Below are 26762 nucleotides of genomic sequence, written 5' to 3'. Positions count from 1 at the left end.
TATGCACCCCCGGCCGCGTGCCACTTGGAACGCAACGGTGACCTTCACGGGACCGGGCTGTCCGATCCGTATGGTTATCTATCGCCATGCGCGGAGGACGCGCTTCGGGGGCGCCGCGTGGCCGCGGGCCGTGCGATGAGGAGAGACCGTAGTGAACGTGTTTCCGCTGTCCGGAAGAACCGGGACGAGGGGACGCCGGGGAGCGCTGTCCGCCCTGGTGCTGGCCGCGGTGATGACCGTGGCGACCGCGTGCGGAGGCGACGGGGACGGCTCGGACGCGGGCAAGAAGGCGGGCAAGAAGGTCAGCGCCGAGGGCCCGTCCCAGGCCGTCGTCTCGATCGCCGTCAAGGACGGCGCGACCGACGTGAAGACCAGCGGGGCGCTCAAGGTCACCACCGAGCAGGGCAGCCTGACGTCGGTGAAGGTGACGGACGGCAAGGGCGGCCGAATAGAGGGGAAGATATCCAACGGCGGGTCCCTCTGGGAGCCCGCCGCCCACCTGGCCGCCTCCACCAAGTACTCGGTGGACGCCATCGCCAGGGACAAGGACGGCCGCGAGTCCGCCAAGCACGCGTCGTTCACCACGCTCACCCCGAAGAACACCTTCGCCGGTTACTTCACGCCCGAGGACGGCAGCACCGTCGGCGTGGGCATGCCGGTCTCGCTCACCTTCAGCCGGGGCATCACCGACCCCAAGGCCGTGGAGCGGGCGGTCAAGGTGACCGCCGAGCCCGCCGTCGACGTCAAGCCGCACTGGTTCGGCAACGACCGCGTCGACTTCCGCCCCGAGAAGTACTGGGCGGCCGGCACCAAGGTCACCCTCAGCCTCAACCTCAACGGCGTCGAGGGCCGACCCGGCGTCTACGGCACCCAGAACAAGACCGTGAAGTTCACCGTCGGCCGCTCCCAGGTGAGCACGGTGGACGCCAAGGCGCACACCATGAAGGTCGAGCGCGACGGCAAGGTCATCAAGACCGTCCCGATCTCCGCGGGCGCCCCCGGCCACTCGACCTACAACGGTCAGATGGTCATCAGCGAGAAGTACGAAGTGACCCGGATGAACGGCGACACGGTCGGCTTCGGCGGCGAGTACGACATCAAGGACGTGCCGCACGCGATGCGCCTGTCCACCTCCGGCACCTTCATCCACGGCAACTACTGGTCCGGTCACGACACCTTCGGCTCCGAGAACGCGAGCCACGGCTGTGTCGGCCTGGAGGACCAGCGCGGCGGCGGCGACCCCTCGATGCCCGGCGCCTGGTTCTTCAAGAACTCCATGATCGGTGACGTGGTCGTGGTGAAGAACTCCGACGACAAGGTGATCCAGCCGGAGAACGGCCTCAACGGCTGGAACATGCCGTGGTCCGAGTGGACGAAGAGCAGCTGACCCCTTCCCCGTTCGGTACGGCCCGGCGCACTGTGACCAAGTGCACCGGGCCGCCGCCGTTTCCCGGCGTCTAACCTGCTGCCATGACTGTGCATCTTGAGGTCGCGGAGGGCGTCGGCACCGTCCGGCTCGACCGTCCGCCGATGAACGCGCTGGACATCGCCACCCAGGACCGGCTGCGCGAGCTGGCCGAGGAGCTCACCCACCGCGCGGACGTGCGGGCCGTGGTGCTCTGGGGCGGGGAGAAGGTGTTCGCGGCCGGCGCGGACATCAAGGAGATGCGGGACATGGACCACCCGGCCATGATCGCCCGGTCCCGCTCGCTCCAGGACGCCTTCACCGCCGTCGCGCGCATCCCCAAGCCGGTGGTCGCCGCGGTCACCGGCTACGCGCTGGGCGGCGGCTGCGAGCTCGCGCTCTGCGCCGACTTCCGGATCGCCGCCGACAACGCCAAGCTCGGCCAGCCCGAGATCCTGCTCGGCCTGATCCCGGGCGCGGGCGGCACCCAGCGGCTGCCCCGGCTGATCGGCCCGTCCAAGGCCAAGGACCTCATCTTCACCGGCCGTCAGGTCAAGGCCGACGAGGCGCTGGCCATCGGCCTGGTGGACCGGGTGGTCCCGGCCGCCGAGGTGTACGAGCAGGCGCACGCCTGGGCGGCCCGGCTCGCCGCCGGTCCCGCCATCGCGCTGCGGGCCGCGAAGGAGTCGGTGGACTCCGGCCTGGAGACCGACATCGACACCGGACTGGCCATCGAACGCAACTGGTTCGCCGGGCTGTTCGCCACCGAGGACCGGGAGATCGGTATGCGCAGCTTTGTCGAGGACGGTCCGGGCAAGGCCAAGTTCGTCTGATTCCGGACCGCTTGGGAGGTACTGACAGGGAGTGACCCCCTGGCCCGACCGTGCGTACACGGAGGATCGGGTTCCGGGGGTTGCCTCTTGTGGGGGAATTTCAAGGGCCCTGCGGACCCTTGGTGTTGACCCGGTGGGGTACCTCCGTCGATCTTTTGCGCATCTGCGATCGCCGCAGGTCAGTCGTGGTGCGAGGGGGCGAATGAAGCCCCTGGCATATGTCGTCGACGGCCCTCGGAGCGGCCTCTTCCGGAAAACCGAATCCGAAGGTTCCACTCCCGGACGGCTTTTCGGCCGCCATCATGGGGGCATGGCGGGTCTGGAGGGAACGGAGCAGCCGCGACGCGGGGTCGGTACGGCCGGGACGCGCTGGGCTCCGGCGGTTGACGACGAACTGGCGCTCAAGGCGCTCGAGCGGTACGGCGACCCCACGGTCCGTGAGATCCGGATGCCCTCCTGCCCGGAATCCACGGTCGCCGTGCGGCGGCTCACCCGGGCGGTGATCGTCCACCACTGGGGGCTCTCCGAGCGGCTCGCCGAGCACGCGGTGCTGCTGGTCTCGGAGCTCGTCGGCAACGCCGTCCGGCACACCGGCGCCCGGCACTTCGGGCTGGGGCTGGCCCGGCGGCGGGGCTGGATCCGCGCCGAGGTGCGCGACCCCTCGCGCGGGCTGCCCTGCCTGGTGCCGGTGGGGGAGCTGGACATCAGCGGACGCGGGCTGTTCCTCGTCGACCGGCTGGCCGACCGGTGGGGCGTGGACCTGCTGGCGCGGGGCAAGACGACGTGGTTCGAGATGCGGGTCGCCGACCGCTGACCGCTTTTCGCGCGGGACGCTTTCCGGGCGGGGCGCCTTCCGCGAGGGGTGCTTTCCCCGCGGGCGCTCTCCGGGCGGGGGCGTTGAAGATCGCCTTCCGTTTCCCCCGGTACGCCGAGAGGCCCCGGTCCGTCGTCCTGCGACGGGTGGGGGCCTCTTGCTGGCGCCGCGGAGAAGTGGGGTGTGTTCCGCGGCGTATGACGACCGAGCCCGGGTCAATGGGGGTCGTGGCTCCGACTATGGCAGACGGGATGGTGCCCGGCCAAACCTCAATAGGGTGGATATGGGGCGGTTTGCGGGTGATTTCCCAAATGGCTCAGGGTAATCGAAGGTGAGTTGCGCCACTCGCCTTCTTTTCCATGAATCAATCCGCCGAGTAACTTATGGATATGCGGCTGCACGGTAAATAGGTGCAGACCATTCCGGAAAATTGAGGGGGGATCCGGGGCGCGGCGGTGCTTGCGCACCCCGGCCGCTGCGAGTGTCATGTCCCCGTCCGACGTTCCCCCGCGCCTCCTGGAGGCCCCATGGACGCTGAGCCGTTGAACGACGAGCCGTTGCACGACGAGCCGTTGGACGCCTCGCCGTCGGAGGACGCGCCCGGCCCCGGCCCGGTGGACGCGCCCGGCCCCGGCCCGGCCGGCGTGCGCCGCCGCCGCGCCCTCGGCGGTGCCGCCACGCTCCTCGGGGCGGCGGCCCTGGGCGCCGCCACCGCCTTCAGCGTCGGCCGCCCGGCCGCGTCGGCGGCCTCCCGGCCCCCGGAGTCCTACCCGCCCACCCACTGGATCCCGGCCAGCAGCGCCAACTACACGGTCTCCGCCCGCCCCGGCTCGTACCCGGTCGAGTACCTCGTGATCCATGTGACCCAGGAGACCTTCCCGGACACCGTGAAGATCTTCCAGGACCCGAAGTCCAAGGTCTCGGCGCACTACGCCGTCGCCTCGGCCGACGGCTACACCGCCCAGTTCGTCCGCGAGCGGGACATCGCCTGGCACGCCGGCAACTGGGACTACAACACCCGCAGCATCGGCATCGAGCACGAGGGCTGGATCGACCGGCCCGAGTACTTCACGGACGCCCTGTACCGGGCCTCCGCCCGGCTCGCCGCCGCCGTCTGCGCGCGCTACGGCATCCCCGCCGACCGCGACCACATCATCGGGCACGTCGAGGTACCCGGCTCCACGCACACCGACCCCGGCCCGTACTGGGACTGGGACCGCTACCTGGGACTCGTGACCGGTCACCTCCCGGCGGGCGGGGCCGGACGTCCTCCGGCGGGCGGCTAATCTGTGCCGGTCAACAAGCCCGCGACGCACGGTGCGCGGCAGAACAGGGGAGGCCCACATGGCTGACATCGACGAAGCGCGCAAGGTGTTCGCGCAGTTCGACGCCAACGGCGACGGTTTCATCACCGCGGCCGAGTACAAGAGCGCCATGGCCCGGCTCGGCGACCCGTACGTCACCGAGACCGTGGCCCAGGCGATCATCAACTCCAAGGACCTCAACGGCGACGGCCTGATGTCCTTCGACGAGTTCTGGGCCGCCCAGAACAAGGGCTGACCGGCGCCTCGGGCCCGGCGGCCCGGGGCGGGTCAGCGCCCGCCCCGCCGCTGGGCGCCCGCCCGGCGCCGCGCGTCGTTGCACAGCAGGCAGCGGCCCCAGCCCGGGGGCAGCGGATCCTCCTTGTCCCCGTACAGCGGGTCCACCGCGCCCTTGGGGTGCATGGAGCACCCCGTCGCGCCGTGCGCGGCACCCAGGGCACGGGCCGCGTCCAGCGCCCGGCGCAGGGCGTCGACGATCTGCCCCGCCTCCTCGGCGGTGGGCTGGGACTCCAGGGCGTACGCGATGTCCGAAGCGGTGTTGAGCGCGCTGTGGAGTTCGCGCAGGTCTGCGTAACTCATGCTCGTGAGCGTACGCGGCACCACTGACAACGGGCCCCGGCCGCCGTAGCGGCAGGGTCCGGCCGTTCCTCACGGCCGCTCTCCCCGCCGCCGTACCGGAGCGCCCCGCGCCCGCGATACGGTCGGTTCCATGGACGACGCGACGCCCCCGTACCTCGCCGTGCTGACCACGGCCCCCGACGAGGAGACCGCCCGCCGCCTCGCCAAGGACGCCGTCGAACGCCGGCTGGCGGCCTGCGCCCAGGTCGACGGCCCGGTGACCAGCGTCTACCGCTGGCAGGACGCGATCGAGACCGACACCGAGTGGCGCGTCCTCTACAAGACGACGGGCGCCCGCTACCCGGAGCTGGAGGCCCACCTCCGCGCCGGGCACCCGTACGACGTCCCCGAGGTGATCGCCACGCCGATCACCGCCGGCAGCGACGCCTACCTGGCGTGGCTGCGCTCGGAGACGGGCGCTTCCTGAGGTCCCGGGGCGCCGGGGAAAACCACGAGCGTTCCCCGCTCCCGTACGCGAGGATCGCCGCCCATGACCACCACGCTCGTCCTGCCACCCCGCCTCACCGCCTCCGCCGAGTCCGTCCGGGACGCCGCCGTCCGGCGTGGACTCCGTACCGTCCGGCTGCCGGACTTCACCGTTCCGGACGGGCTCCGCGCGGAGCACCTGCACGCCGGGCCGGCGTTCGTCGACGCCGTGGCGCCCGCGCTGGGCATCGCCCCGCTGGAGGCCCCCGCCGACTGGCTCGCCCGGCTGCCGCGGGAGCGCACCCGGCGCGAGGTGCGGGCGGTGCCGATCGGCGAAGCGTACGGCCTCCGCCGGCCCGCCTTCGTCAAGTCCCCGAACGACAAGGGGATACGCGCCATGGTCTACGCCGACGGCTCGCGGCTGCCCGGTCCCGACGCCGTCGACCCGGCCACGACCGTCCTGGTGAGCGACGTGGTCGAGTTCACCGCCGAGTACCGGCTGTTCGTCCTGGACGGCGCGGTGCGCGGCGGGAGCCGGTACGGCGAACGCGGCCGGCTCGCCCTCGGCCCCCTGGCGCCCGACGCCGCCCGCTTCGGCGCCGACCTGCTGGCCGCCCACGCGGACACGCTGCCCTCCGCCGTGGTCGTCGACGTGGGGACCGTCGCGGACGGCTGGGCGGTGATCGAGGCCAACGCCGCGTGGGCGAGCGGCCTTTACACCACCGACCCGGACACGGCCCTCGACGTCGTGCTGCGGGCCGCCGGGCCGTGCGCGGCGCTCGCGGACCGGGACCGTCCGTTCGTCCGGGGGCGCGTCCTCCGGTAGCGGTGGGGCCCCTGTGGCGTCAGCCGTCCGACGACTCCCCTCCTGATGGTCGTCGGTCGAATGACGTGGGAGCGCGAGCCGGACCCCCGTACCCGCTCGCACCCCGATCCGCGCGGCCCTGACCGGCCGCCGGTGGACGGGCAGCGTCCGTTTCCGGCCGCCGCAGCCCGCGGCCGTTCCAGATTGCCCAGGTCGAGGCGGCCCTGCCCAGGACCGAACGTGCCACCCGCGGCACACGACGCGCCAACGTGTCGGAAAATGGCCGCATGGCAGAAGCGCTGACGACCGGGACGACCGGTGAGCTGGACTCCATCGTCCTGTCGAAGTTCCTCCTCACCGCGGCGGCGGCGAACGGCGCCGACCCCGACCGCATCGCCCGCGAGGCCGGGGTGCCCGACTGGGCACTGGCCGAGGACGAGGTCACCATCCCGGCCCGCCGGACGATGCACGTCTGGGAACTGGTCGAACGGGCCCTGGACACCCCGGACTCCCCGGTGTCCATCGCCGGCCTCTACAGCCTGGGCGCCCTCGGCCTCTTCGACTACCTCTTCACCAACGCGCCCACGCTCGGCGCCGCGATGGAGACCAGCACCCGGTACCTGCACTTCATCACCACCAATGGCCGCTTCGCGCTCCACACCCAGGACGAGCGCGAGACGACCTTCTCCTTCCACTACCTGGAGGGCGAGCCCCGGCAGGTGGAACTCGCCGAGCAGTTCGCCCTGGCCGTGCTCTGCGCGCGCTCGCGGGGGGTGACGGGCACGCCCGTGCACCCGCTGCACGTCGGCTTCTCCCAGCCGGCCCCGCGCCGGCACGCCAACCTGACCGAGGCGCTCGCCGCCGAACGCGGCGTCGACTTCGGCCAGGACCGCGCCACGGTCACCTTCCGCACCGCCGACCTGGCCCGCCCGGTCCTCGGCGCCGACCCGCGACTGGGCGCCATCCTCGGCCGCTACGCGGCGACCCTGCCCCCGCCCCCGCCCGCCGACTGGCGCGACCAGTTCCGCCACGCACTCGACGCCTGCCTCGCCGAAGGCCCCCCGGCCCTCGACCACGTCGCCCGGCGCCTCACCATGAGCCGCCGCACCCTCCAACGCCGCCTCGCCGAATCCGGCACCACCTGGCGCACGGAACTGGACGCCGCCCGCCGCCGCCACGCCACCCAGGCCCGCCGCACCGGCCGCCCCGCCAACGCGGCCCTCGCCGACCGCCTCGGCTACTCCGACCCGCGGTCGCTGCGGCGTGCGGTACGGCGGTGGTCGGCGGAGGAGCGCGGGCCGGGGGAGACCGGCGGGCCGGCGGCCGGGGCCTGAGCACCCGCGCTCCGGGCGCGCGGTGTCACCGCCTGCCGAAGTCCACCACGTAGGCGATCGCGAGCGTGAGCCCGAGCGCGCCGATGCCCAGCGCCGCCAGAACCTGGAACACGCTCGCCCCTGACGCGACGCCCCGGATCGCACCGGCGAACCCGCCGACGGAGGCGCACACTCCGAGAACGAGCATGCGAGACGACAAACACCCGGCGGACCGGCCCGCCTTACCCCCTCGATTCGGCATGCCGCCGTGCTCCCTTCCGCCCGCGTGTCCTCTCGTATTCCTGGAGGCTACGAGAGGAGTGACGCCCCTGCCGCGCGTGCCCGCCGGAAGGCTGGGCGGCGCTCAGCCGGCGGACGCCTTCTCGATCGCCTCGAAGATGTCGGCGTCCGTCTCCGTTGCCAGGCGGGCAGTTCGGGCCAGTCCGCGACGTACCCCGGCTTCGGGTCCGTGAAGTGCCGGTACATCTGCGCCGTCCAGCAGAGGGCCACGAACCGGCCCTTCTGCTCGCGCGTCAGCCGCGTCGCGTGCCCGTCGCTGACGGCGAGGAACCGCCGCACCTGCTCGTACACGGCTCCCGCGGCGGCCCGTTCCCAGTCCGGCGTGTCCTCCCACGGGGTGACGTAGCCGGGCTTGGGCTCCCCGGGAAAGTGCGCGCGCACGCCGGCGATCCACGCTTCGCGGAACAGCCGGGCACCTTCGGTCTCGGACAAGTGGGTTCCTTTCGGTTCACGCCCCCGCGAGCGCGGGGGCGAGGCGGCGCGCCCGTTCGCGGAGTTCCCTCGCGGCGCGGTTGCGGAGATGCGGGCGGAGGCGGGCGGTCAGGGCGCGGACGCGGTCGTCCGCGCGGCCGGAGTGGACGTCGGGGTAGTCGTCCAGGGCGAGGTGCCAGGTCCGGCAGGCTACTTCCAAGTGGCCGACCTCCAGCTGCCGTTCGGCGAGGGTGCAGCGGTGCCGGACGCGGGCCCGCCGGAACACTGCCTGCCGTACCCGGTCCGACTCCTTCAGCGCGGCCACCGAACCGGTGACGTCCCGGAGTTCGTAACGGACCTGGCTCACGTGGTACAGCAGCGACGAGGGGTCGTACGAGCCGAACGCCTTCGCCCGGGACTCGGCCTTCTCCATCGCCACCTCCGCCTCCCGGAGGTACGCCAGCGCGCTCGCCCGGTCCCCGGTGCGGGCCGCAGCGTGCGCCTGCTGCCCGGCCAGGAAGGCCCGCATCCGGGGGCCCGCCTGCGGCGACGCGGCGGCAGCGGCGTCGGCCAGGCGCAGGGCCTCCCGTCCGTGCCCGAGGTCCACGGCCTGGACGCTCATCCCGCGCAGGGTGGTGCAGTACGTGAGGTGGTCACCCGCCGCACCGGCCAGCTCCAGAGCCTTGACGTAGTAGCGCTGGGCCAGGCCGTGGAGGCCCTCGTCGACGGCCATGTAGCCGGTCAGGTAGCACAGGTCGGCGGCGGCCGACAGCATCGCCTGCCGTACGGACTCGGGGGCGTCCGCGCGGAGGTACGGCGCGACGGTGTTGACGAGGAACGCCGCCGCCATCGGCCGCGCGTGGCGCCCTCCGAAGCTGTCGTCGAGCGCCGAGATCCGTTCCGTCATGGCGGACACCATGGCGACGTCCGGCGCACCGTACCGGCGCGGCCCGCCGTGCGCGACCGCCTCCATGCGACCGACCACGTCCTGCCAGTGCGGGACGGTGAGGACGACGGAGAACAGCCCCGCCCCGAGGACGCCGCGCCGTGACGGATCCATGTCCTGCCTGCCGAGGGCGAGCAGCTCCTCGGTCGTGCCCGCCCCCTCTCCCCCCGTCCGAGGGGCAGGAAAACCGGCCTCCGCGTACGTGACCGGACGGCCGAGCCGCCGGGACAGTACCTCGACGACCAGCGGCCGTACGGACTCCCTGGGCAGGTGCCCGCCGAGCCACTGATGCACCGATGGCTCCCGGTACTTGAGGGGGGTACCCCGCTCCGTCCCGAGCCGGTTCACCTCCTGAGCGAACCGGCGCAGCGTCCACCCGGACTCGCGGTACAGCCTCATCAGGCCCGCGTTGACCAGTGGTTCACTCACAGCACTCACGTCCTCGTGCCGGACGGTCACTTAAAGCTCTTAAGCCCCGACGCCCAGGCAACCGTACCGCCAGGCCGGGCTGGTCGGTTCTCTGTCCGTATGGCCAACACGACCACCAATGGAGACAGATGGCTGATTTCCGTGGCAGGACAGACCGGCGCGGGGCCGTATGCCCACCGCTCGTTCCGCTGCCTCCGGCCGCGGCTGCGCCGGTGCCACTGGGGCGACTGGTCAAGGACATGGACACGGGAAGGCTGGGGCTCGTGAGGGAGACCCAGGGCGGCAAGGTACGGCTCCTGGGGACCGGCGGCACCGGTTCCTGGTGGTGCCCCCGGTACCGCCTGGCCCTCGCCTCCCCCGACGAGCGGCGTGCGCTGGGGCTCGACCCGGAAGGGGGCGCGCGATGACCGGATCGGGTGACGGGGAAGCCGTGGGAGTCGGTGAGCATCCGCCCCGGCGTCCGGACTTGGCGGTCATGCGCGAGTACGTGGTCACCGTCCCGCACGGATCCGGTGCCGGAGGCGCGTACACCCTCCCCGCCGTCTCCCAGCGGCCCCGCCGCCCGTGCGTCCGCTGCGCGGCCCTGCGGGACGCGCTCGCCAACGCCGTGCGAGCGGGCGACGCGGCCGCCGAGGCCCGGGCCGCCCGGGAGCGGGCCGGGCACTGGCGGCGGGACCACCGGCGGGTGCACGCCTGACGGCCGCCGCGCCGTAAAGGCGACGCCCCGCCCGGCGGACCGGGCGGGGCGTCGGAAGATCAGCGCGTCGGCGCGCTCAGCACTCGATGACGTTGACCGCCAGCCCGCCCCGGGCCGTCTCCTTGTACTTGACCTTCATGTCGGCGCCGGTCTCCTTCATGGTCTTGATGACCTTGTCGAGGGAGACGTGGTGCCGGCCGTCGCCGCGCAGGGCCATGCGGGCCGCCGTGACGGCCTTCGCCGCGGCCATGCCGTTGCGCTCGATGCACGGGATCTGGACCAGGCCGCCGACCGGGTCGCAGGTGAGGCCGAGGTTGTGCTCCATGCCGATCTCGGCCGCGTTCTCGACCTGCTCGGGGGAGCCGCCCATGACCTCGGCGAGGCCGCCGGAGGCCATGGAGCAGGCCGAGCCGACCTCGCCCTGGCAGCCCACCTCGGCGCCGGAGATGGAGGCGTTCTCCTTGAAGAGCATGCCGATCGCGCCCGCGGCGAGCAGGAAGCGGACGACGCCCTCCTCGTCCGCGCCGGGCACGAAGTTCATGTAGTAGTGCAGGACGGCCGGGATGATGCCGGCGGCGCCGTTGGTGGGGGCGGTGACGACGCGGCCGCCGGCCGCGTTCTCCTCGTTGACCGCCATCGCGTAGACGGTGATCCACTCCATCGCGCGGGCCTGCGGGTCGCCCTCGGCGCGCAGCTGGCGGGAGGTGCTCGCGGCGCGGCGGCGGACCTTGAGGCCGCCGGGGAGGATGCCCTCGCGGGACATGCCGCGGCTGACGCACGCCTGCATGACGCGCCAGATCTCCAGCAGGCCGGCCCGGATCTCGTCCTCGGTGCGCCAGGCCTTCTCGTTCTCCATCATCATCGCGGAGATCGACAGGCCGGACTCGCGGGACATCCGCAGCAGCTCGTCGCCGGTGCGGAAGGGGTACTTCAGGACGGTGTCGTCGGGGACGATCCGGTCCGCGCCGACCGCGTCCTCGTCCACCACGAAGCCGCCGCCGACCGAGTAGTAGGTCTTCTCCAGCAGGGGCGCGCCGCTCTCGTCGTAGGCGAAGAGGGTCATGCCGTTGGCGTGGTACGGCAGGGCGCGGCGGCGGTGCAGGATCAGCTGGGTGGAGGCGTCGAAGTCGATCTCGTGGGCCGAGCCGATCTCGGTGCCGAGGAGGCGCAGGCGCTTGGTGGTGCGGATGCGCTCCACCTCGTCGTCGGCGATCTCGACGTCGACGGTGCGCGGCGAGTGGCCCTCCAGGCCGAGCAGGACGGCCTTGGGCGTCCCGTGGCCGTGCCCGGTGGCGCCGAGGGAGCCGAAGAGCTCCGCGCGCACCGAGGCGGTCTGGGCGAGCAGGCCGTCCTTCTTGAGGCGGCCCACGAACATCCGGGCGGCGCGCATCGGGCCGACCGTGTGGGAGCTGGACGGGCCTATGCCGATCGAGAAGAGATCGAAGACGGAGATGGCCACGGTGGCAGCTCCTTGGGTCGGGGGTGGTACGAGGGGGGTTTACGGCTGTGTGTGACGTGGTGCGGGGCACCGCGCTCACCACCAGTGTGCGCGATGCCCCGTACATCCCGGTAAAACCGGAGGTCCGGTCCTACTTCAGGCCGGGGTACAGCGGGTGCTTGTCCGCCAGCGCGGTGACGCGGGCGCGCAGCGCCGGGGCGTCGTACTCGGGCTTCAGGGCCTCCGCGATGACGTCCGCGACCTCGCGGAAGTCCTCGGTGGTGAAGCCGCGGGTGGCCAGCGCCGGGGTGCCGATCCGCAGGCCCGAGGTGACCATCGGGGGGCGCGGGTCGTTCGGGATGGCGTTGCGGTTGACCGTGATGCCGACCTCGTGGAGGCGGTCCTCGGCCTGCTGGCCGTCCAGCTGGGAGTTGCGCAGGTCGACGAGGACCAGGTGCACGTCCGTGCCGCCGGACAGGACGGAGACGCCGTGCTCCTTGACGTCGTCCTGGACCAGGCGCTCGGCCAGGATCTTCGCGCCCTCCAGCGTGCGCTGCTGGCGCTCCTTGAACTCCTCGCTGGCCGCGACCTTGAAGGAGACCGCCTTGGCCGCGATCACGTGCTCCAGCGGGCCGCCCTGCTGGCCGGGGAAGACCGCCGAGTTGATCTTCTTGGCGAGCTCGGCCGTGGAGAGGATCACACCGCCGCGCGGACCGCCGAGGGTCTTGTGCGTGGTGGTGGTCACGACGTGCGCGTGCGGCACCGGGGAGGGGTGCAGCCCGGCGGCGACCAGGCCCGCGAAGTGGGCCATGTCGACCATCAGGTACGCGCCGACCTCGTCCGCGATCCGGCGGAACGCCGCGAAGTCCAGCTGGCGCGGGTAGGCGGACCAGCCGGCGACGATCAGCTTGGGGCGGTGCTCCTTGGCGAGGCGCTCGACCTCCTCCATGTCGACCAGGTTGGTCTGCTCGTCGACGTGGTAGGCGACCACGTTGTAGAGCTTGCCCGAGAAGTTGATCTTCATGCCGTGGGTCAGGTGCCCGCCGTGGGCGAGGTTCAGACCCAGGATGGTGTCGCCCGGCTTGAGCAGCGCGAACATCGCCGCGGCGTTGGCCTGGGCGCCCGAGTGCGGCTGCACGTTGGCGGCCTCGGCGCCGAACAGCGCCTTGATCCGGTCGATGGCGATCTGCTCGACGACGTCGACGTGCTCGCAGCCGCCGTAGTAGCGGCGGCCCGGGTAGCCCTCGGCGTACTTGTTGGTGAGGACCGAGCCCTGGGCCTCCATGACCGCGACCGGAGCGAAGTTCTCCGAGGCGATCATTTCCAGCGTGGACTGCTGACGGTGGAGTTCGGCGTCGACAGCGGCGGCGACGTCGGGGTCGAGCTCATGGAGGGAGCTGTTCAGAAGCGACATGAGTTCTTCCTGGCGGGAGGGGCCGGGAGGGGCCGGGGGAAGGCGGGACGCGGGGTCAGCCGGCGAAGTCCGTGTACGCGTCGGCGGTCAGCAGCTCCGCCGGCTCGTCCGTGATCTTCACCTTGAACAGCCAGCCGCCCTCGAAGGGGGCGGAGTTCACCAGCGAGGGGTCGTCCACGACGTCCTGGTTGGCCTCGACGACCTCGCCCGTGACGGGGGCGTAGAGGTCGCTGACCGACTTGGTGGACTCCAGCTCACCACAGGTCTCGCCCGCGGTGACGGTGTCGCCGACGGCCGGGAGCTGGGCGAAGACGACGTCTCCGAGCGCGCTGGCCGCGAACTCGGTGATACCCACCGTCGCCACACCGTTCTCATCCGTGGCCGACAGCCACTCGTGCTCCTTGGTGTAGCGGAGGTGCTGGGGGTTGCTCATGGGTTGATTCTCCTGTACGCGGGTGGGTGCTCGTGCAAGGGGTCTTGACAGGTGAGACGGAGAACGACGGGGGACGCCGGGCGGGCTCAGCGCTCCCGCTTGTAGAACGGCAGGGCGACGACCTCGTACGGCTCGTGGCTGCCGCGGATGTCCACCGCGACCCCGGCCGTGCCGGGCGCGGCGTGGGCCGCGTCCACGTAGGCGATGGCGATCGGCTTGCCGAGCGTGGGGGAGGGCGCACCCGAGGTGACCTCGCCGATGACCGCGCCGGAGGCGGCGTCCACCACCGGGTAACCGGCCCGCGGCACCCGCCGCCCGGTCGCCACCAGGCCCACCAGCGTGCGCGGCGGGGCGTCGGCGGCGCGCTCGGCGGCGGCCTCCAGCGCCGCGCGCCCCACGAAGTCGCCGGGCTTGTCGAACTTGACGACGCGGCCGAGCCCGGCGTCGAACGGCGTGGTCGCCGTCGTCAGCTCGTGCCCGTACAGCGGCATGCCCGCCTCCAGACGCAGCGTGTCCCGGCAGGACAGGCCGCAGGGCACCAGGCCGGCGTCCGCGCCCGCCTCGGTGAGCGCCTGCCACAGCTTCTCCGCGTCGGCGGGGGCGACGAACAGCTCGAAGCCGTCCTCGCCGGTGTAGCCGGTGCGGGCGATCAGCGCCGGGACGCCGGCGACCGTGCCGGGCAGGCCCGCGTAGTACTTGAGGCCGTCGAGGTCGGCGTCGGTGACCGACTTGAGGATGGCGGGGGAGGCCGGGCCCTGGACGGCGAGCAGCGCGTAGTTCTCGCGGTCGTCCCGCACCTCGGTCCCGAAGCCGGCGGCCCGCTCGGTGAGCGCGTCCAGCACCACCTGGGCGTTGGAGGCGTTGGCGACGACCATGTACTCCTCGTCCGCCAGCCGGTAGACGATCAGGTCGTCCAGGATGCCGCCGCGCTCGTCGCAGATCATCGTGTAGCGGGCGCGGCCCGGCTTCAACGCGGAGAGGTTGCCCACCAGGGCGTGGTCCAGGGCCTGGCCGGCCTGCGGACCCGTAAGGGTGATCTCGCCCATGTGGGAGAGGTCGAACAGACCGGCGCGGGTGCGGACGGCCACGTGCTCGTCGCGCTCGCTCCCGTAGCGGAGGGGCATGTCCCAGCCGGCGAAGTCGGTCATCGTCGCGCCCAGGGCGCGGTGCAGCGCGTCGAGCGCGGTACGACGCGGGGCGGCGGTCTCTGAGGGCTGTGAGGTCTCTGCGGCAGACATGATCAAGGCTCCCGGGCAGCGGTCGCGAGGACGCGGGGACGTCGAAGGACGGCCTCCCCATCTGTCATCGGAACCTGAGAGGTTCACCGGGAGCCCCGGAGGGCACGCGGCTTGCACCTTGGGTGGGACCGCCGGGCGGTCCGCTTTTCAGATCTGCCTCACCCTGCGCGGTACGGGGCCTGAGAGATTCAAGGGAGGAACTTGCTCCTTCGGCGCCCGGCATGCGGCGTGCCGCGGTGCGGCAGGCACATGGCCGGGACTCTCCCGCGCGGATTCGAGCGGCCGGTATGCAGTTGTACGCAGGTGTGCGTGTACGCAGGTGGTCGTGCTCTTGGCGCGCACATCATTGCACGTACGGGCGTGCGATGGACCGTTCGGAGCCCATCGCATTGGATTACTTTTCCTTTACTCCGTCCGTATGCGGATGGGGTACACCGTGAGCACCGGGCGACGGAGCCGCGGCGCGGCGGTGTGGCGGTGTGGCGGACGAGGACGGGGGAGCGGTGCGAACGGGCGTCCAGAGGGGGGCGGCGGATGCCGCGCGGGCGACACGGACGGCGGGGACCGCCGGGGCGCGGGTGCGCGACCTGCGCGGGGCCGCGCGGCCCAGCGCGGAGCTGGGCTGCCGCGCCGGGGACCTGCTGGTCGTCTCCGGCCTGCCCGGCGCCGGGAAGTCCACCCTGATCCGGCGGGTCGTGCCCGCCCTCGACGGCCGGGGCGACCCCGTCCGCAGCGTCGACTCGCAGGACTCCCGGGCCCGCCTGGAGCGCCGGTTGCGCGGGCTGCCCGTACGGCTTCCGTACGGCGCCTACCGCCCCCTCGCGCGCCTCGTGCACTACGCGCACCTGTGGCGCGCCCTGCGCTCCGGCGCGAGCCTCGTCGTGCACGACTGCGGGCAGCGCGGCTGGGTCCGCCGGCTGCTGGCCCGCGAGGCGCGGCGGCGCGGCACCGCGCTGCACGTCCTGCTGCTCGCCGTCGAGCCCGGGACCGCGCTCGCCGGGCAGCGGGCCCGGGGGCGGACGGTCTCCCGGGCCGCGTTCGGGCGCCACCGCCGCGCCATGGAGCGGCTGATCGCGGCGGCGGAAGCGGGCCGGCCGCCGGCGGGCGCGGCGGGCGTCTTCCTGCTCGACCGCCCGGCCGCGGCGGCGCTGCGGACGATCACCTTCGCGGGGCGGGGTGCGGGGGGAGTGCCCGCGCCGGGAGCGCCGGCCGCCCCTTCTGCCCCCGCCGCCCCCTTCGCGTCGGGAGCACTCTCCACTCCTGCCGCCCCTGCCGCCCCTTCCTCTTCGGGACCGTCCACCGCCCCCGCCGCCTCCACCGCCCCCACCGTCCCCGCCGCGCGCCGGCCGCCCCGCCCGCCCGCCGTCCCCCTCCCGCCCCCTGACGGAGAGCCGGCCGTTAAGGTGCGGGTGCGAGCGCGACGAGACCGTGGGGAGAACGGATGAGCGGCCCCGAGCTGCACGGCACCGAGCGGGTCCGGGGCGAGGCCCCCAGCTGGCCCGCCAACGAACTGGAGGAGACCCTCGCCGCCTGCGCGGGCGTCCCCGGCACCGGCGAGCGCGTCGTCGAGGTGCTCGGCCGCAGCGAGGTCTGGATACCCCTGCCCAAGGGCGGCGGCCCCGACAGCCCCGACCTCGACCTGCCCACCGTCGAGCTCGGCGGCGCCGCGTTCGTGCCGGTGTTCAGCTCCGAGGAGCAGTTCCGCCGCGTCATCGGCGACCACATGGCCTACGCGGTCGCCCCCGCCGTGGAGTTCGCCCGCGGCCTGCCCCCGCAGGTCGGCCTGGTCGTCAACTTCGAGGGCACGGTCGCCGTGCCGCTGCCGCCCGCCGCCGTCGCCGAGCTCTGCCGGGCGGGGCGGCTGCGGCTGGAGGGCGAGCCCACCGGCGGCCGGGTGCGCCTGCACGAGCCCGACTGGCAGGACGAGCCCACGGCCTTCCTCGCCGCCGCGGGACTGGAGTTCACCGCCGCCCGCGCCGTGCGCACCGCCCGCCGTGCCCTGGCCAGTGTGGAGGGCGGGCCGCCGGAGCTGTTCGTCGGCGTGGAGCTCGACCTCCCCGACGACGACAGCCGCGCCGCCGCCGTGGACGCGCTGGGCCGCGCCCTGGGCTCGGCTCCCGTCCCCTGGCCGGTCCGCACGGTCTTCCTGGACGTCACCCGCGACCCGGTCGCCGACTGGATGCGGGACCGCGTCGCACCGTTCTACGACCGTGACCGGTGACTGCTCCCCTGCATGCCGCCCCGGCCTCGTAAGCTGGTTGGACGACCGTACGGGAGGCGCGACCGCGCCGTGAGGCAGGGGGCGGACGCGACGCGAGCGTCCGCCGTGAGAAGGGGCGGGATCAGGTGAGCGCGGGCGCGGAGAGCGGCGTGGAGCAGGTGCTGCGCCAAGTGGCGCCCGGGCGGTACGACGTCTACGAGTCGCTGCTGCACGCCGTCGCCGACGGCCGGCTGTGGATGCTGCTCTGGCACGGCCGGCCCGGCTCGCCCGACGCCCAGTACGGGAACATGGAGGTCGACGGCCTCGGCTACGCCCCCTGCGTCACCTCCGAGCGCGAGCTCGACGCCAGCGGCTGGAACCGCGCCCACGAGGTCGTCACCGGCCGCTCCCTCGCCTCCTCGCTCTACCCCGGCCGCTGGGGCCTGTGGCTCAACCCGCACGCCCCGGGCGGCGGCGTCGGCATCCCCTGGCTCGACCTGCGCCGCATCGCCGGCGGCCTGGACCGGCTGCCCGCGGGCCCCCTCCAGATCTCCGAACCCACCGTCGACATCGCCCGGTTCTACGCCCTGCTCGCCCAGCACGCCCAGCGCACGCCCGCCGTCCGGGCGCTGCGCCGCGCCTGGGTCCAGCCGGCGATCGGTGCCGCGTATCTGGCGATCGGCCTCGACCTGTACGACACCTCGCCGCCCGCCGTGGAGTCCGTCCGGGCGATGATGCAGCAGGTGGTGGCCGTGGTGCCAGAGGGGCTGCCGGTGTCCACGGTGGCGATGTCGGACGAGTTCGACCCGGTGGCCCTGTGGATGCGCGCCCACGCCCGCCCGTTCTACGGCCACGCGGCCCCCGCCCCGAGCGGCGCACCGGCACCGGCACCGGCGCCGGGGTACGGATACCCGCACTGACGGGTACCCGCACCAGGCGTCGTTCCGCGCCGAGTGCGGACCCTCCGCGCACACGGACCGGCCGGCCCGTTCACGACGGACCGGCCGGCGGGCAGGGGAGGTGCCCCTCGGGGTCAGGCCCAGACCCAGAGCTCGTAGCCGGCCGATACCTCGTAGCAGTGGTAGGCACTCTCGCCGTGGCGCAGGAAGTACTCCCCGCCACCCTGGCACTGCTGGTAGTTGTCGTAGCGGTCGATGTAGCGGCCCTGGCCGAGGGTCGCCCGGGAGACCGTGGGGTCCCCGGAGGGCGCCGCCACCGCGGACGCTCCCGAGGCCAGGGCGCCGGTCAGTCCGAGGGTGAGCGCCGCGCCCGCCATGGCGGCGCGGCGGATCAGCTTCCGTGTCACGTCAACTCCTGTGATTTCAGCGGCAGATGAGCCGCCTGTGGTTGTCCGCGAGCCTGACCGCCCGCCTTGCCCCTGTCAAAGGCACAGCTGGTACTGGTGTCTTGCGTGCGGCGTCGGTAACACCCTGCGCCGTGCGGTGAACCGACGAGCGCCCTTCGCTGAGCGGCCGCCCCCGTCCGTATAACGGAACCTCGCATCGCACATCACGGTTGCGCATCCTTTGGCCGCCGGGTCTGGCGGGTGATCGTGAACGCGTTGAAGACTCCCGCTCCAAGGACCCGCAGGTCCGGTGTACGACCAGCTCCGCTTGTACTTCCCGCACCACAGCACCGCACAGCACCGCATGTGTCAGTGATGGTCGACCAGCCGCCCCGGGGCGGCCGGCGGAGGCCGGTTCCACCGGCCGAGAGGGGTCCAGCGAACGATGACGGCACCACTCCCCGAGACGAGCGCGACCGGGACCGCGACCGTCGTCGCCGACGCGGAAATCCCGGTCCCGGGCACGACGATCGAGGGCCGCTCCCCGTGGCGCATCGCCTGGACGCGGCTCAAGCGCGACAAACTCGCCCTCGCCGGCGGGATCGTGGTCCTGCTGCTCATCCTGGTCGCGATCTTCGCCCCGCTGATCGTGGACCTGCTGGGCCACCCGCCGAACGAGTACCACGAGGACCAGATCGACCCCCTCTTCGGCACCCCGAAGGGCTCGTGGGGCGGCATCAACGGGGACTTCCTGTTCGGCGTCGAGCCGGTCAACGGCCGGGACGTCTTCAGCCGCGTCGTCTACGGCGCCCGGGTCTCCCTCCTCGTCGCCTTCCTCGCGGCCGTGGTCGCCGTGGTGATCGGCACCGTCCTGGGCATCATCGCCGGCTATTTCGGCGGCTGGGTGGACACCGTGGTGAGCCGGGTCATGGACGCCCTGCTGGCCTTCCCGCAGCTGCTCTTCATCATCGCGCTGATCTCCGTCGTCCCCAACGAGCTCTGGGGGCTGACCGGTTCGGGCGTCCGGATGGCCGTCCTCATCGCGGTGATCGGCTTCTTCGGCTGGCCCTACGTGGGACGCATCGTGCGCGGGCAGACGCTCTCGCTGAGAGAGCGCGAGTACGTCGAGGCGGCGCGCAGCCTGGGCGCCGGCCGGACGTACATCCTCTTCCGCGAGCTGCTGCCCAACCTGGTCGCGCCGATCACCGTCTACGCCACGCTGATGATCCCGACCAACGTCCTCACCGAGGCCGCGCTCAGCTTCCTCGGCGCCGGCGTCAAGCCGCCCACGTCGTCCTGGGGGCAGATGCTCTCCAAGGCCGTCAACACCTACGAGGGCGACCCGATGTTCATGGTGATCCCGGGCCTCGCCATCTTCGTCACCGTGCTGGCGTTCAACCTCTTCGGGGACGGCGTCCGGGACGCCCTGGACCCCAAGGGCTCGCGCTAGCCGCCCTCGCACACCCCAACACCACCCTGCGCGGAGCGACATGCGGCGAGCGGCAGCGGAAACGTCCCGCCGCCCGTCCGGTCCCTCCGGCACCAGGAGTACGAGCTGAAGGAACCACCCCCATCGCGGTCCGCTCCCCGGCCCGCGACGATCACGGAGGTCGCGACATCTTGGCAACACACAGGACATCGAGGAGAACGGCCGCGGGCGCGGCACTGGTGGTCGCGGCCCTCGTCGGGGTCACCGCCTGCGGTGGCGGCGGAAGCAAGGACGACAAGGGCGGCGGGGGCGGCGGCAAGGGCCCCGGCTTCAACGCGGGCGTCGAGAAGGTCGCCAGCCCGTCCGACAAGAAGGGCGGCGAGCTGAAGTTCATCGCCACCCAGGAGTCCGACTCCTGGGACCCGCAGCGCATGTACTACGGCTTCGCCTGGGACTTCGCCCGCTACTACGTCCGCACCCTCGTCACCTCCAAGCCCGCGCCGGGCCACGGGAGCGCCGAGCTGGTGCCGGACCTGGCCACCGACCTGGGCAAGGTCTCGGACGACAAGAAGACCTACACGTTCACCCTGAAGGACGGGGTCACCTGGGAGGACGGCCGGCCGATCACCGCCCAGGACATCAAGTACGGCATCGAGCGCACCTGGGCGCAGGACAAGATCTCCGGCGGCCCCACCTGGCTGATGCAGGTCCTGGACCCGGAGAAGAAGTACAAGGGCCCCTACAAGGACGACAGCAAGGACAAGCTGGGCCTGTCCGCGATCGAGACGCCGAACGCCAAGACCATCACCTTCAAACTGGCCAAGCCCAACGGCGACTTCCTCCAGATGCTGGCGCTGCCCGCCGCCGGCCCGGTGCCGCAGGACAAGGACACCGCGGAGAAGTACAACCTCCGGCCGTTCTCCAGCGGCCCGTACAAGTTCGAGTCGTACAGCCCCAACAAGAGCATGGTCCTCGTCCGCAACGACAAGTGGAACAAGGACTCCGACGCGGTCCGCAAGGCGCTGCCGGACAAGATCTCGGTCAAGTTCACCACCAACGCGGACGCGATGGACAGCGACCTGATCGCGGGCAACTACGACGTCGACCTCAATGCCACCGGCATGGGCTCGGCCGGCCGTCAGAAGGCGCTCCAGACCGCCAAGGGCAACCTGGACAACCCGCGGACCGGCTTCATCCGGTACGCGGCCTTTCCCAAGTCCGTCGCGCCGTTCGACAACGTGCACTGCCGCAAGGCGGTCATCTACGGCGCCGACCACACCTCCCTCCAGACCGCCCGCGGCGGCCCCCAGGCGGGCGGTGACATCGGCCTCAACATGATCCCGCCGGCCGTCACCGGGCACGACGGGTCCTACGACCCGTACAACCTCAAGCAGGGCGCGCCCGACCCGGCCAAGGCGAGGGAGGAGCTGAAGGCCTGCGGCAAGCCCGACGGCTTCAAGACCACCATCGCGGTCCGGAACAACAAGCCGCAGGAGATCGCCACGGCCGAGTCGCTTCAGGCGTCGCTGAAGAAGATCGGCATCGAGACGCAGATCGACCAGTACGACGGCGCCCAGTCGTCGACCGTCGTCGGCGCCCCGGCGAACGTCAAGAACAAGAACTACGGGATCATCGTCTTCGGCTGGGGCGCGGACTTCCCCAGCGGCCAGGGCTACCTCCAGCCCATCGTGGACGGCCGGTTCATCCTCGACACCGCCAACCAGAACTACCCCGAGCTCAACGACCCCGAGATCAACAAGCTGATGGACCAGGCCATCGCGGAGAGCGACCCGCAGAAGGCGGGGAAGATCTACCAGGAGGCCAACAAGAAGGTCATGGAGGGCGCCTGGTACCTGCCCTTCACCTACGAGAAGAACATCATCTGGCGTAGCTCCCGGCTGACCAACGTCTACACGACGGACGCCTTCAACGGCCGGTACGACTACCAGGCCCTGGGCGTCGTCAAGTGACCGCGCACGGGCCGCAGTCGACCGTCCATCCGCTCCTCCGGCACTCCCGCCGCTAGGCCCGAAGGGCAGGTGAGGGCCGAGCGCGGCGGTCCGGTGGGCATCCCCGCCACCGGACCGCCGCCGGGCCGACCGCAGTGTTCGCTTACATCGTCAGGCGACTGTTCGCCGTCATCGTGATGCTGCTCGTGGTCACGCTGGTGACCTTCTTCATCTTCTTCACCATCCCCAAGCTCACCGGGGCCGATCCCGCCGCCATGTACGTCGGCAAGCAGGCGGACCCGGAGACGATCGAGGGCATCCGGCAGAAGCTCGGGCTCAGCGACCCGGTCCTGGTCCAGTTCTGGCACTTCGTCTCCGGCATCTTCGCCGGCCGCGACTACACCGGGGGCGGCACCACCGACCACTGCCCGGCCCCCTGCTTCGGCTACTCCTTCCGCACCGAGCAGGCCGTCTGGCCGGTCCTCACCGACCGGCTGCCCCCGACCCTCTCGCTCGCCGGCGGCGCCTGCGTCATCTGGCTGCTGCTCGGAGTCACCGCCGGGGTGGTCTCCGCCCTCAAGCGCGGTACGAAGATCGACCGCGGTGCCATGATGACGGCCCTGGCCGGCGTCTCGCTGCCGATCTACTTCACCGCCCTGCTGCTGCTCGCCCTGTTCAAGTACAAGCTCGGCTGGACCTCGTCCGAGTACGTGGACTTCGCCGACGATCCGGCCGGCTGGTTCGGCGGGCTGATCCTGCCCTGGGTCGCCCTCGCCTTCCTCTACGCGGCCATGTACGCCCGGCTCACCCGCGCCACCATGATGGAAGTGCTCGGCGAGGACTACATCCGCACCGCCCGCGCCAAGGGGCTCACCGAACGCGTCGTGATCGGCAAGCACGCCATGCGTTCCACCATGACCCCCATCGCCACCATCCTCGGCATGGACCTCGGCGCCCTGGTCGGCAGCGCGATCCTCACCGAGAGCGCCTTCAACCTGCCCGGCCTCGGCCAGGCCGCGGTCACCGCCATCAACAACCGCGACCTGCCGATCATCCTCGGCGTGGTGCTCATCGCCGCCACCGCCGTCGTCATCGCCAACCTCGTGGTGGACCTGCTCTACGCCGTGATCGACCCCCGTGTGAGGCTCTCATGACCACCGCCCCCGAGCCGGCCGTCGAGATCGTCGAGGAGCCACCGGGCGACCGCGCCTACCTGGACGTCCGGGACCTGCGCATCCACTTCCCGACCGACGACGGCGTGGTGAAGTCCGTCGACGGGCTCTCGTTCCGCCTGGAAAAGGGTCGCACGCTCGGCATCGTCGGCGAGTCCGGTTCCGGCAAGTCCGTCAGCTCGCTCGGGATCATGGGCCTGCACACCGTCGGCCAGTACGGCCGGCGCAAGGCCCGGATCTCCGGGGAGATCTGGCTCGACGGCCGGGAGCTGCTCACCGCCGACCCCGAGGAGGTCCGCCGGCTGCGCGGCCGCGAGATGGCGATGATCTTCCAGGACCCGCTGTCCGCCATGCACCCCTACTTCACCATCGGCGCGCAGATCGCCGAGGCGTACCGGACCCACCACGACACCGACAAGAAGACCGCCCGCAAACGGGCCGTCGAACTCCTCGACCGGGTCGGCATCCCGCAGCCCGACCGGCGGGTGGACGACTACCCGCACCAGTTCTCCGGCGGCATGCGGCAACGCGCCATGATCGCCATGGCGCTGGTCAACAACCCCGCCCTGCTCATCGCGGACGAGCCGACGACTGCCCTCGACGTCACCGTCCAGGCGCAGATCCTCGACCTCATCCGCGACCTGCAGAAGGAGTTCGGCTCCGCCGTCATCATCATCACCCACGACCTGGGCGTGGTCGCCGAACTGGCCGACGACATCCTCGTCATGTACGGCGGCCGCTGCGTCGAACGCGGCCCGGCCGAGCAGGTCTTCTACGAGCCCCAGCACCCCTACACCTGGGGGCTGCTCGGCTCCATGCCGCGCATCGACCGTGAGCAGACCGAACGGCTGATCCCGGTCAAGGGCTCCCCGCCCAGCCTGATCAACGTGCCACCGGGCTGCGCCTTCAGCCCGCGCTGCCCGTACGCCGACGTCCCGGGGGAGGGGGTCACCCGCACCGAGCGGCCCGAACTCCGGCCGGTGACGGGGGAGAAGAGCCGGGGCCACGTCGCCGCCTGCCACATGACGCAGGAGGAGCGGACGCGGATCTGGACCGAAGAGATCGCTCCCAAGCTGTGATCACTCCCAAGCTGTGAAGGACCGAGCTGTGCCTGAAGACAACGACGCGGTTTCCACGGGAGCGCCGGAGAAGACGATCCCGCTCGACAAGGAGGCGGCTTCCGCCACCCCGGAGGTACGTCCCCTGCTCCGCGTGGACGGCCTGGTCAAACACTTCCCGATCACCAAGGGGCTGCTGCGCCGCCAGGTCGGCGCCGTGCACGCCGTGGACGGCATCAGCTTCGACGTCCGCCCCGGCGAGACCCTGGGCGTGGTCGGCGAGTCGGGCTGCGGCAAGTCCACCATGGGCCGGCTGGTCACCCGGCTGCTCGAACCCACCGGCGGGACCGTGGAGTTCGAGGGCCGGGACATCTCCCACCTGGGGGTGGGCGGGATGCGCCCGATGCGCCGGGACATCCAGATGATCTTCCAGGACCCGTACTCCTCGCTGAACCCCCGGCACACCGTCGGCACCATCGTCGGCGCGCCCTTCCGGCTCCAGGGCATCACGCCGGAGGGCGGGGTGAAGAAGGAGGTGCAGCGGCTGCTGGGGCTGGTGGGTCTCAACCCCGAGCACTACAACCGCTACCCGCACGAGTTCTCCGGCGGTCAGCGGCAGCGCATCGGCATCGCCCGCGCGCTGGCGCTCAAGCCGAAGCTGGTGATCGCCGACGAGCCGGTCTCCGCGCTGGACGTCTCGATCCAGGCCCAGGTGGTCAACCTGCTGGACGACCTCCAGGACGAGCTCGGGCTGACGTACATCATCATCGCCCACGACCTGTCGGTGATCCGGCACGTCTCGGACCGGATCGCGGTGATGTACCTGGGGAAGATCGTGGAGCTGACCGACCGCAGCTCGCTCTACAGCACCCCCATGCACCCGTACACCAAGGCCCTCCTCTCGGCCGTGCCGGTGCCCGACCCGCGGCGGCGGGCCAAGCGGGAGCGCATCCTGCTCAAGGGCGACGTCCCGTCGCCGATCTCGCCGCCGTCGGGCTGCCGGTTCCACACCCGGTGCTGGAAGGCGACGGAGGTGTGCCGGACGGACGAGCCGGTGCTGACCGCGCTGCGGCCCGGCCACCAGGTGGCGTGCCACCACCCGGAGCCGGTGGAGCCGGCGGAGCCCGCGGAGGGGGAGGCGGCCTGAGCGGACGGGCGCCCCCGCGAGGAACCCTCCCAGGGCGGGACAAGGGGGACACCCGGCTGACCGGTAAGAATGTCGCGTGCTCACCGATCTGTTCTCCCCCTCCGTCCAGCACTGGCTGGACATCGCCGGGATCTTCGTCTTCGCGATCTCCGGCGCGCTGCTCGGCGTCCGCAAGAACTTCGACGTCTTCGGCATGGCGGTGCTGGCGGAGGTCACGGCACTGGGCGGAGGTCTCTTCCGGGACCTGGTCATCGGTGCCGTGCCGCCCGCCGCCTTCAGTGACCTCGGCTACTTCGTCACCCCGCTGATCGCCACGCTGATCGTCTTCTTCCTGCACCCCGAGGTGGAACGGATCACCAGCGCGGTGAACGTCTTCGACGCCGCCGGGCTCGGCCTCTTCTGCGTCACCGGGACGGTCAAGGCGTACGGGCACGGGCTCGGCCTCACCCAGTCCGCCACCCTCGGGCTGGCCACGGCGGTGGGCGGGGGAGTGCTGCGCGACGTCCTCGCCCACGAGGTGCCGTCGCTGCTGCGCTGGGACCGCGACCTGTACGCCGTCCCGGCCATGGCCGGCGCCGCGACGGCGGCGCTGATGCTGAAGTCCGGCGTGCTGCACGGGCCCACCAACGCCATCCCGGTGGTCGTCGGCTGCGGGCTGCGGCTGCTCTCGATGCGCTTCCACTGGCGGGCCCCGCGCGCCTGGCACCGGCGGAGCGCGGCGGCGGAGGAGGTGCGGCCCGGGGTCGGGCCGCACCTCACTCCCCGTAAGGCTACCCGCCGGTAACCTACCGGTAGTACGGTGCCCGCATGGCACTGGCAAGCATCGGCAACAGCGAGTTCGACCGGGACACCGCGATCACGCCGCGCGCCCCGGGCGTGACGGAGGACGGCACCGCCGCGCACGACGTCCACATCCACCAGGGCTGGACGCTCTTCGGCGCGGCCAACGGCGGCTACCTCCTCGCCCTCACGGCCCGGGCCCTCGCGGACACCCTCCCGCACCCCGACCCGTTCACCGTCACCGCCCACTACCTGAGCGCCACCCGGCCGGGCCCGGCCGTCGTCCGCAGCAGCCGGGCGCACACCCGCCGGTCGCTCTCCACCGGCCAGGCGAGCCTGTTCCAGACGGCCGACGACGGCACCGAGGTCGAACGGCTGCGGGTCCTCGCCACCTACGGCGACCTGGACGCGCTCCCCGACGACATACGCACCACCGCCAAGCCGCCGGAGCTGCCGCCGCGCGAGCACTGCGTCTCCCGCGAGGACCTCGGCAGCGGCGAGGGCTTCGGCGCCGCCGAGATCGTCGCCCGCCTCGACCTGGCGCTCGACCCCGCCACCGCCGGCTGGGCGACCGGCGGCCCGACGGGCCCGGGCGAGATGCGCGGCTGGTTCGACTTCGCGGACGGCCGCGACCCGGACCCGCTCTCGCTCCTCCTCGCCGCCGACGCGCTCCCGCCCACCCCGTTCGACCTGGGCATCATCGGCTGGGTCCCGACGGTCGAACTCACCGTCCACATCCGCCGCCGCCCCGCCCCGGGCCCCCTCCGCATCGCGGTCGTCACCCGCAACCTCGCGGGCGGCTTCCTGGAGGAGGACGCGGAGATCTGGGACAGCGCGGACCGGCTGGTGGCGCAGTCGCGGCAGCTGGCGCGGATGCTGGGCTGAGGCGCGGCGGCCCTG

Annotated in this window: 28 protein-coding genes, 1 pseudogene and 1 riboswitch; of the genes and pseudogenes, 20 read left to right on the top strand and 9 right to left on the bottom strand. The window is 72.2% G+C overall.

The genetic code is table 11. From position 1 onward, the window contains the following. The first annotated feature begins 151 nt into the window (after positions 1–151). From K7I03_RS09675 to K7I03_RS09655, 5 genes are all read left to right on the top strand, one after another. Positions 152–1387, top strand: coding sequence for a L,D-transpeptidase (locus K7I03_RS09675; protein ID WP_398856893.1), 1236 nt, complete (start codon positions 152–154; stop codon positions 1385–1387). A gap of 83 nt (positions 1388–1470) precedes the next feature. Continuing rightward, on the top strand, positions 1471–2238 hold the full coding sequence (locus K7I03_RS09670; protein WP_185941158.1) for an enoyl-CoA hydratase/isomerase family protein: 768 nt from the start codon (positions 1471–1473) through the stop codon (positions 2236–2238). A 310-nt stretch (positions 2239–2548) separates the two neighbouring features. Continuing rightward, positions 2549–3052: an ATP-binding protein gene (locus K7I03_RS09665; RefSeq protein ID WP_185941159.1), complete on the top strand. Its 504-nt coding sequence runs from the start codon at positions 2549–2551 to the stop codon at positions 3050–3052. A 527-nt stretch (positions 3053–3579) separates the two neighbouring features. Next, on the top strand, positions 3580–4338 hold the full coding sequence (locus K7I03_RS09660) for an N-acetylmuramoyl-L-alanine amidase (RefSeq protein WP_221902594.1): 759 nt from the start codon (positions 3580–3582) through the stop codon (positions 4336–4338). Positions 4339–4396: 58 nt separating this feature from the next. Continuing rightward, positions 4397–4612: an EF-hand domain-containing protein gene (locus K7I03_RS09655; RefSeq protein WP_185941160.1), complete on the top strand. Its 216-nt coding sequence runs from the start codon at positions 4397–4399 to the stop codon at positions 4610–4612. A 32-nt stretch (positions 4613–4644) separates the two neighbouring features. On the opposite strand, the gene K7I03_RS09650 is transcribed toward K7I03_RS09655, so the two are convergent. Continuing rightward, the gene (locus K7I03_RS09650) at positions 4645–4953 is read right to left on the bottom strand and encodes a hypothetical protein (protein ID WP_185941161.1); all 309 of its coding nucleotides are present in this window, start codon (positions 4951–4953) and stop codon (positions 4645–4647) included. Between the two features lie 130 nt (positions 4954–5083). Between K7I03_RS09650 and cutA the strand changes: the two genes are divergently transcribed. The 3 genes from cutA (at position 5084) to K7I03_RS09635 (ending at position 7557) form a co-directional block, all read left to right on the top strand. Next, positions 5084–5419, top strand: a complete 336-nt coding sequence (gene cutA, locus K7I03_RS09645) for a divalent-cation tolerance protein CutA (RefSeq protein ID WP_185941162.1) — start codon at positions 5084–5086, stop codon at positions 5417–5419. 63 nt (positions 5420–5482) lie between these two features. Continuing rightward, positions 5483–6244, top strand: coding sequence for an ATP-grasp domain-containing protein (locus K7I03_RS09640; RefSeq protein ID WP_185941163.1), 762 nt, complete (start codon positions 5483–5485; stop codon positions 6242–6244). A gap of 266 nt (positions 6245–6510) precedes the next feature. Further along, positions 6511–7557 carry an AraC family transcriptional regulator gene (locus tag K7I03_RS09635; protein ID WP_185941164.1) on the top strand — a complete coding sequence of 349 codons (1047 nt, stop codon included), beginning with the start codon at positions 6511–6513 and terminating at the stop codon, positions 7555–7557. A gap of 25 nt (positions 7558–7582) precedes the next feature. On the opposite strand, the gene K7I03_RS09630 is transcribed toward K7I03_RS09635, so the two are convergent. The 3 genes and pseudogenes from K7I03_RS09630 to K7I03_RS09620 form a co-directional block, all read right to left on the bottom strand. Further along, complete coding sequence (locus tag K7I03_RS09630; protein WP_185941165.1) at positions 7583–7744, bottom strand: hypothetical protein; 162 nt, start codon at positions 7742–7744, stop codon at positions 7583–7585. A 156-nt stretch (positions 7745–7900) separates the two neighbouring features. Then, positions 7901–8268 (bottom strand): annotated as a pseudogene (locus tag K7I03_RS09625) (hypothetical protein). Positions 8269–8284: 16 nt separating this feature from the next. Then, positions 8285–9592 carry a tetratricopeptide repeat protein gene (locus tag K7I03_RS09620; protein ID WP_185941331.1) on the bottom strand — a complete coding sequence of 436 codons (1308 nt, stop codon included), beginning with the start codon at positions 9590–9592 and terminating at the stop codon, positions 8285–8287. 293 nt (positions 9593–9885) lie between these two features. Between K7I03_RS09620 and K7I03_RS09615 the strand changes: the two genes are divergently transcribed. Next, positions 9886–10029: a hypothetical protein gene (locus K7I03_RS09615; protein WP_185941166.1), complete on the top strand. Its 144-nt coding sequence runs from the start codon at positions 9886–9888 to the stop codon at positions 10027–10029. Further along, entirely contained in the window at positions 10026–10319 is a 294-nt protein-coding gene (locus tag K7I03_RS09610) for a hypothetical protein (protein ID WP_185941167.1), read from the top strand. The genes K7I03_RS09615 and K7I03_RS09610 overlap by 4 nt, the downstream gene beginning before the upstream one ends. 76 nt (positions 10320–10395) lie before the next feature. Here the strand turns inward: K7I03_RS09610 and K7I03_RS09605 are convergent, their stop codons facing one another. From K7I03_RS09605 to gcvT, 4 genes are all read right to left on the bottom strand, one after another. Further along, positions 10396–11778 carry an L-serine ammonia-lyase gene (locus tag K7I03_RS09605; protein WP_185941168.1) on the bottom strand — a complete coding sequence of 461 codons (1383 nt, stop codon included), beginning with the start codon at positions 11776–11778 and terminating at the stop codon, positions 10396–10398. A gap of 130 nt (positions 11779–11908) precedes the next feature. Next, a complete protein-coding gene (gene glyA, locus K7I03_RS09600; protein ID WP_185941169.1) occupies positions 11909–13171 on the bottom strand; it encodes a serine hydroxymethyltransferase in 1263 nt (420 codons plus the stop codon). Positions 13172–13226: 55 nt separating this feature from the next. Next, entirely contained in the window at positions 13227–13604 is a 378-nt protein-coding gene (gene gcvH, locus K7I03_RS09595; protein ID WP_185941170.1) for a glycine cleavage system protein GcvH, read from the bottom strand. Between the two features lie 86 nt (positions 13605–13690). Next, complete coding sequence (gene gcvT, locus K7I03_RS09590; RefSeq protein ID WP_185941171.1) at positions 13691–14842, bottom strand: glycine cleavage system aminomethyltransferase GcvT; 1152 nt, start codon at positions 14840–14842, stop codon at positions 13691–13693. Positions 14843–15000: 158 nt separating this feature from the next. After that, positions 15001–15119: riboswitch (glycine riboswitch) on the bottom strand. 202 nt (positions 15120–15321) lie between these two features. Between gcvT and K7I03_RS34285 the strand changes: the two genes are divergently transcribed. The 3 genes from K7I03_RS34285 to K7I03_RS09575 all read left to right on the top strand — a co-directional run bounded on the left by K7I03_RS34285 (position 15322) and on the right by K7I03_RS09575 (position 17962). Further along, complete coding sequence (locus tag K7I03_RS34285; RefSeq protein ID WP_398856887.1) at positions 15322–16287, top strand: AAA family ATPase; 966 nt, start codon at positions 15322–15324, stop codon at positions 16285–16287. Then, positions 16284–17063, top strand: a complete 780-nt coding sequence (locus K7I03_RS09580) for an enhanced serine sensitivity protein SseB (RefSeq protein ID WP_185941172.1) — start codon at positions 16284–16286, stop codon at positions 17061–17063. The genes K7I03_RS34285 and K7I03_RS09580 overlap by 4 nt, the downstream gene beginning before the upstream one ends. A 125-nt stretch (positions 17064–17188) precedes the next feature. Beyond that, on the top strand, positions 17189–17962 hold the full coding sequence (locus tag K7I03_RS09575; protein WP_224346973.1) for an enhanced serine sensitivity protein SseB C-terminal domain-containing protein: 774 nt from the start codon (positions 17189–17191) through the stop codon (positions 17960–17962). Positions 17963–18075: 113 nt separating this feature from the next. Here the strand turns inward: K7I03_RS09575 and K7I03_RS09570 are convergent, their stop codons facing one another. Beyond that, positions 18076–18348, bottom strand: coding sequence for a hypothetical protein (locus K7I03_RS09570; protein ID WP_185941173.1), 273 nt, complete (start codon positions 18346–18348; stop codon positions 18076–18078). Between the two features lie 424 nt (positions 18349–18772). Here K7I03_RS09570 and K7I03_RS09565 point away from each other — a divergent pair, with 424 nt between their 5' ends. From K7I03_RS09565 to K7I03_RS09535, 7 genes are all read left to right on the top strand, one after another. Further along, on the top strand, positions 18773–19777 hold the full coding sequence (locus K7I03_RS09565) for an ABC transporter permease (protein ID WP_185941174.1): 1005 nt from the start codon (positions 18773–18775) through the stop codon (positions 19775–19777). A 170-nt stretch (positions 19778–19947) separates the two neighbouring features. Then, the gene (locus K7I03_RS09560) at positions 19948–21726 is read left to right on the top strand and encodes an ABC transporter substrate-binding protein (RefSeq protein WP_185941175.1); all 1779 of its coding nucleotides are present in this window, start codon (positions 19948–19950) and stop codon (positions 21724–21726) included. A 134-nt stretch (positions 21727–21860) separates the two neighbouring features. After that, a complete protein-coding gene (locus K7I03_RS09555) occupies positions 21861–22859 on the top strand; it encodes an ABC transporter permease (RefSeq protein WP_185941176.1) in 999 nt (332 codons plus the stop codon). After that, positions 22856–23956 carry an ABC transporter ATP-binding protein gene (locus K7I03_RS09550; protein ID WP_185941177.1) on the top strand — a complete coding sequence of 367 codons (1101 nt, stop codon included), beginning with the start codon at positions 22856–22858 and terminating at the stop codon, positions 23954–23956. The genes K7I03_RS09555 and K7I03_RS09550 overlap by 4 nt, the downstream gene beginning before the upstream one ends. Before the next feature lie 76 nt (positions 23957–24032). After that, on the top strand, positions 24033–25082 hold the full coding sequence (locus K7I03_RS09545; protein ID WP_185941334.1) for an ABC transporter ATP-binding protein: 1050 nt from the start codon (positions 24033–24035) through the stop codon (positions 25080–25082). A 76-nt stretch (positions 25083–25158) separates the two neighbouring features. After that, positions 25159–25866 carry a trimeric intracellular cation channel family protein gene (locus tag K7I03_RS09540; protein ID WP_185941178.1) on the top strand — a complete coding sequence of 236 codons (708 nt, stop codon included), beginning with the start codon at positions 25159–25161 and terminating at the stop codon, positions 25864–25866. A gap of 23 nt (positions 25867–25889) precedes the next feature. Continuing rightward, on the top strand, positions 25890–26747 hold the full coding sequence (locus tag K7I03_RS09535; protein WP_185941179.1) for a thioesterase family protein: 858 nt from the start codon (positions 25890–25892) through the stop codon (positions 26745–26747). The last annotated feature ends 15 nt before the right edge of the window (positions 26748–26762 follow it).

The organism is Streptomyces mobaraensis (assembly GCF_020099395.1).
Lineage (GTDB): Bacteria > Actinomycetota > Actinomycetes > Streptomycetales > Streptomycetaceae > Streptomyces.
The sequence above is the reverse complement of the archived record's forward strand: the minus strand, read 5'-3'. Positions and strand labels throughout refer to the sequence as shown.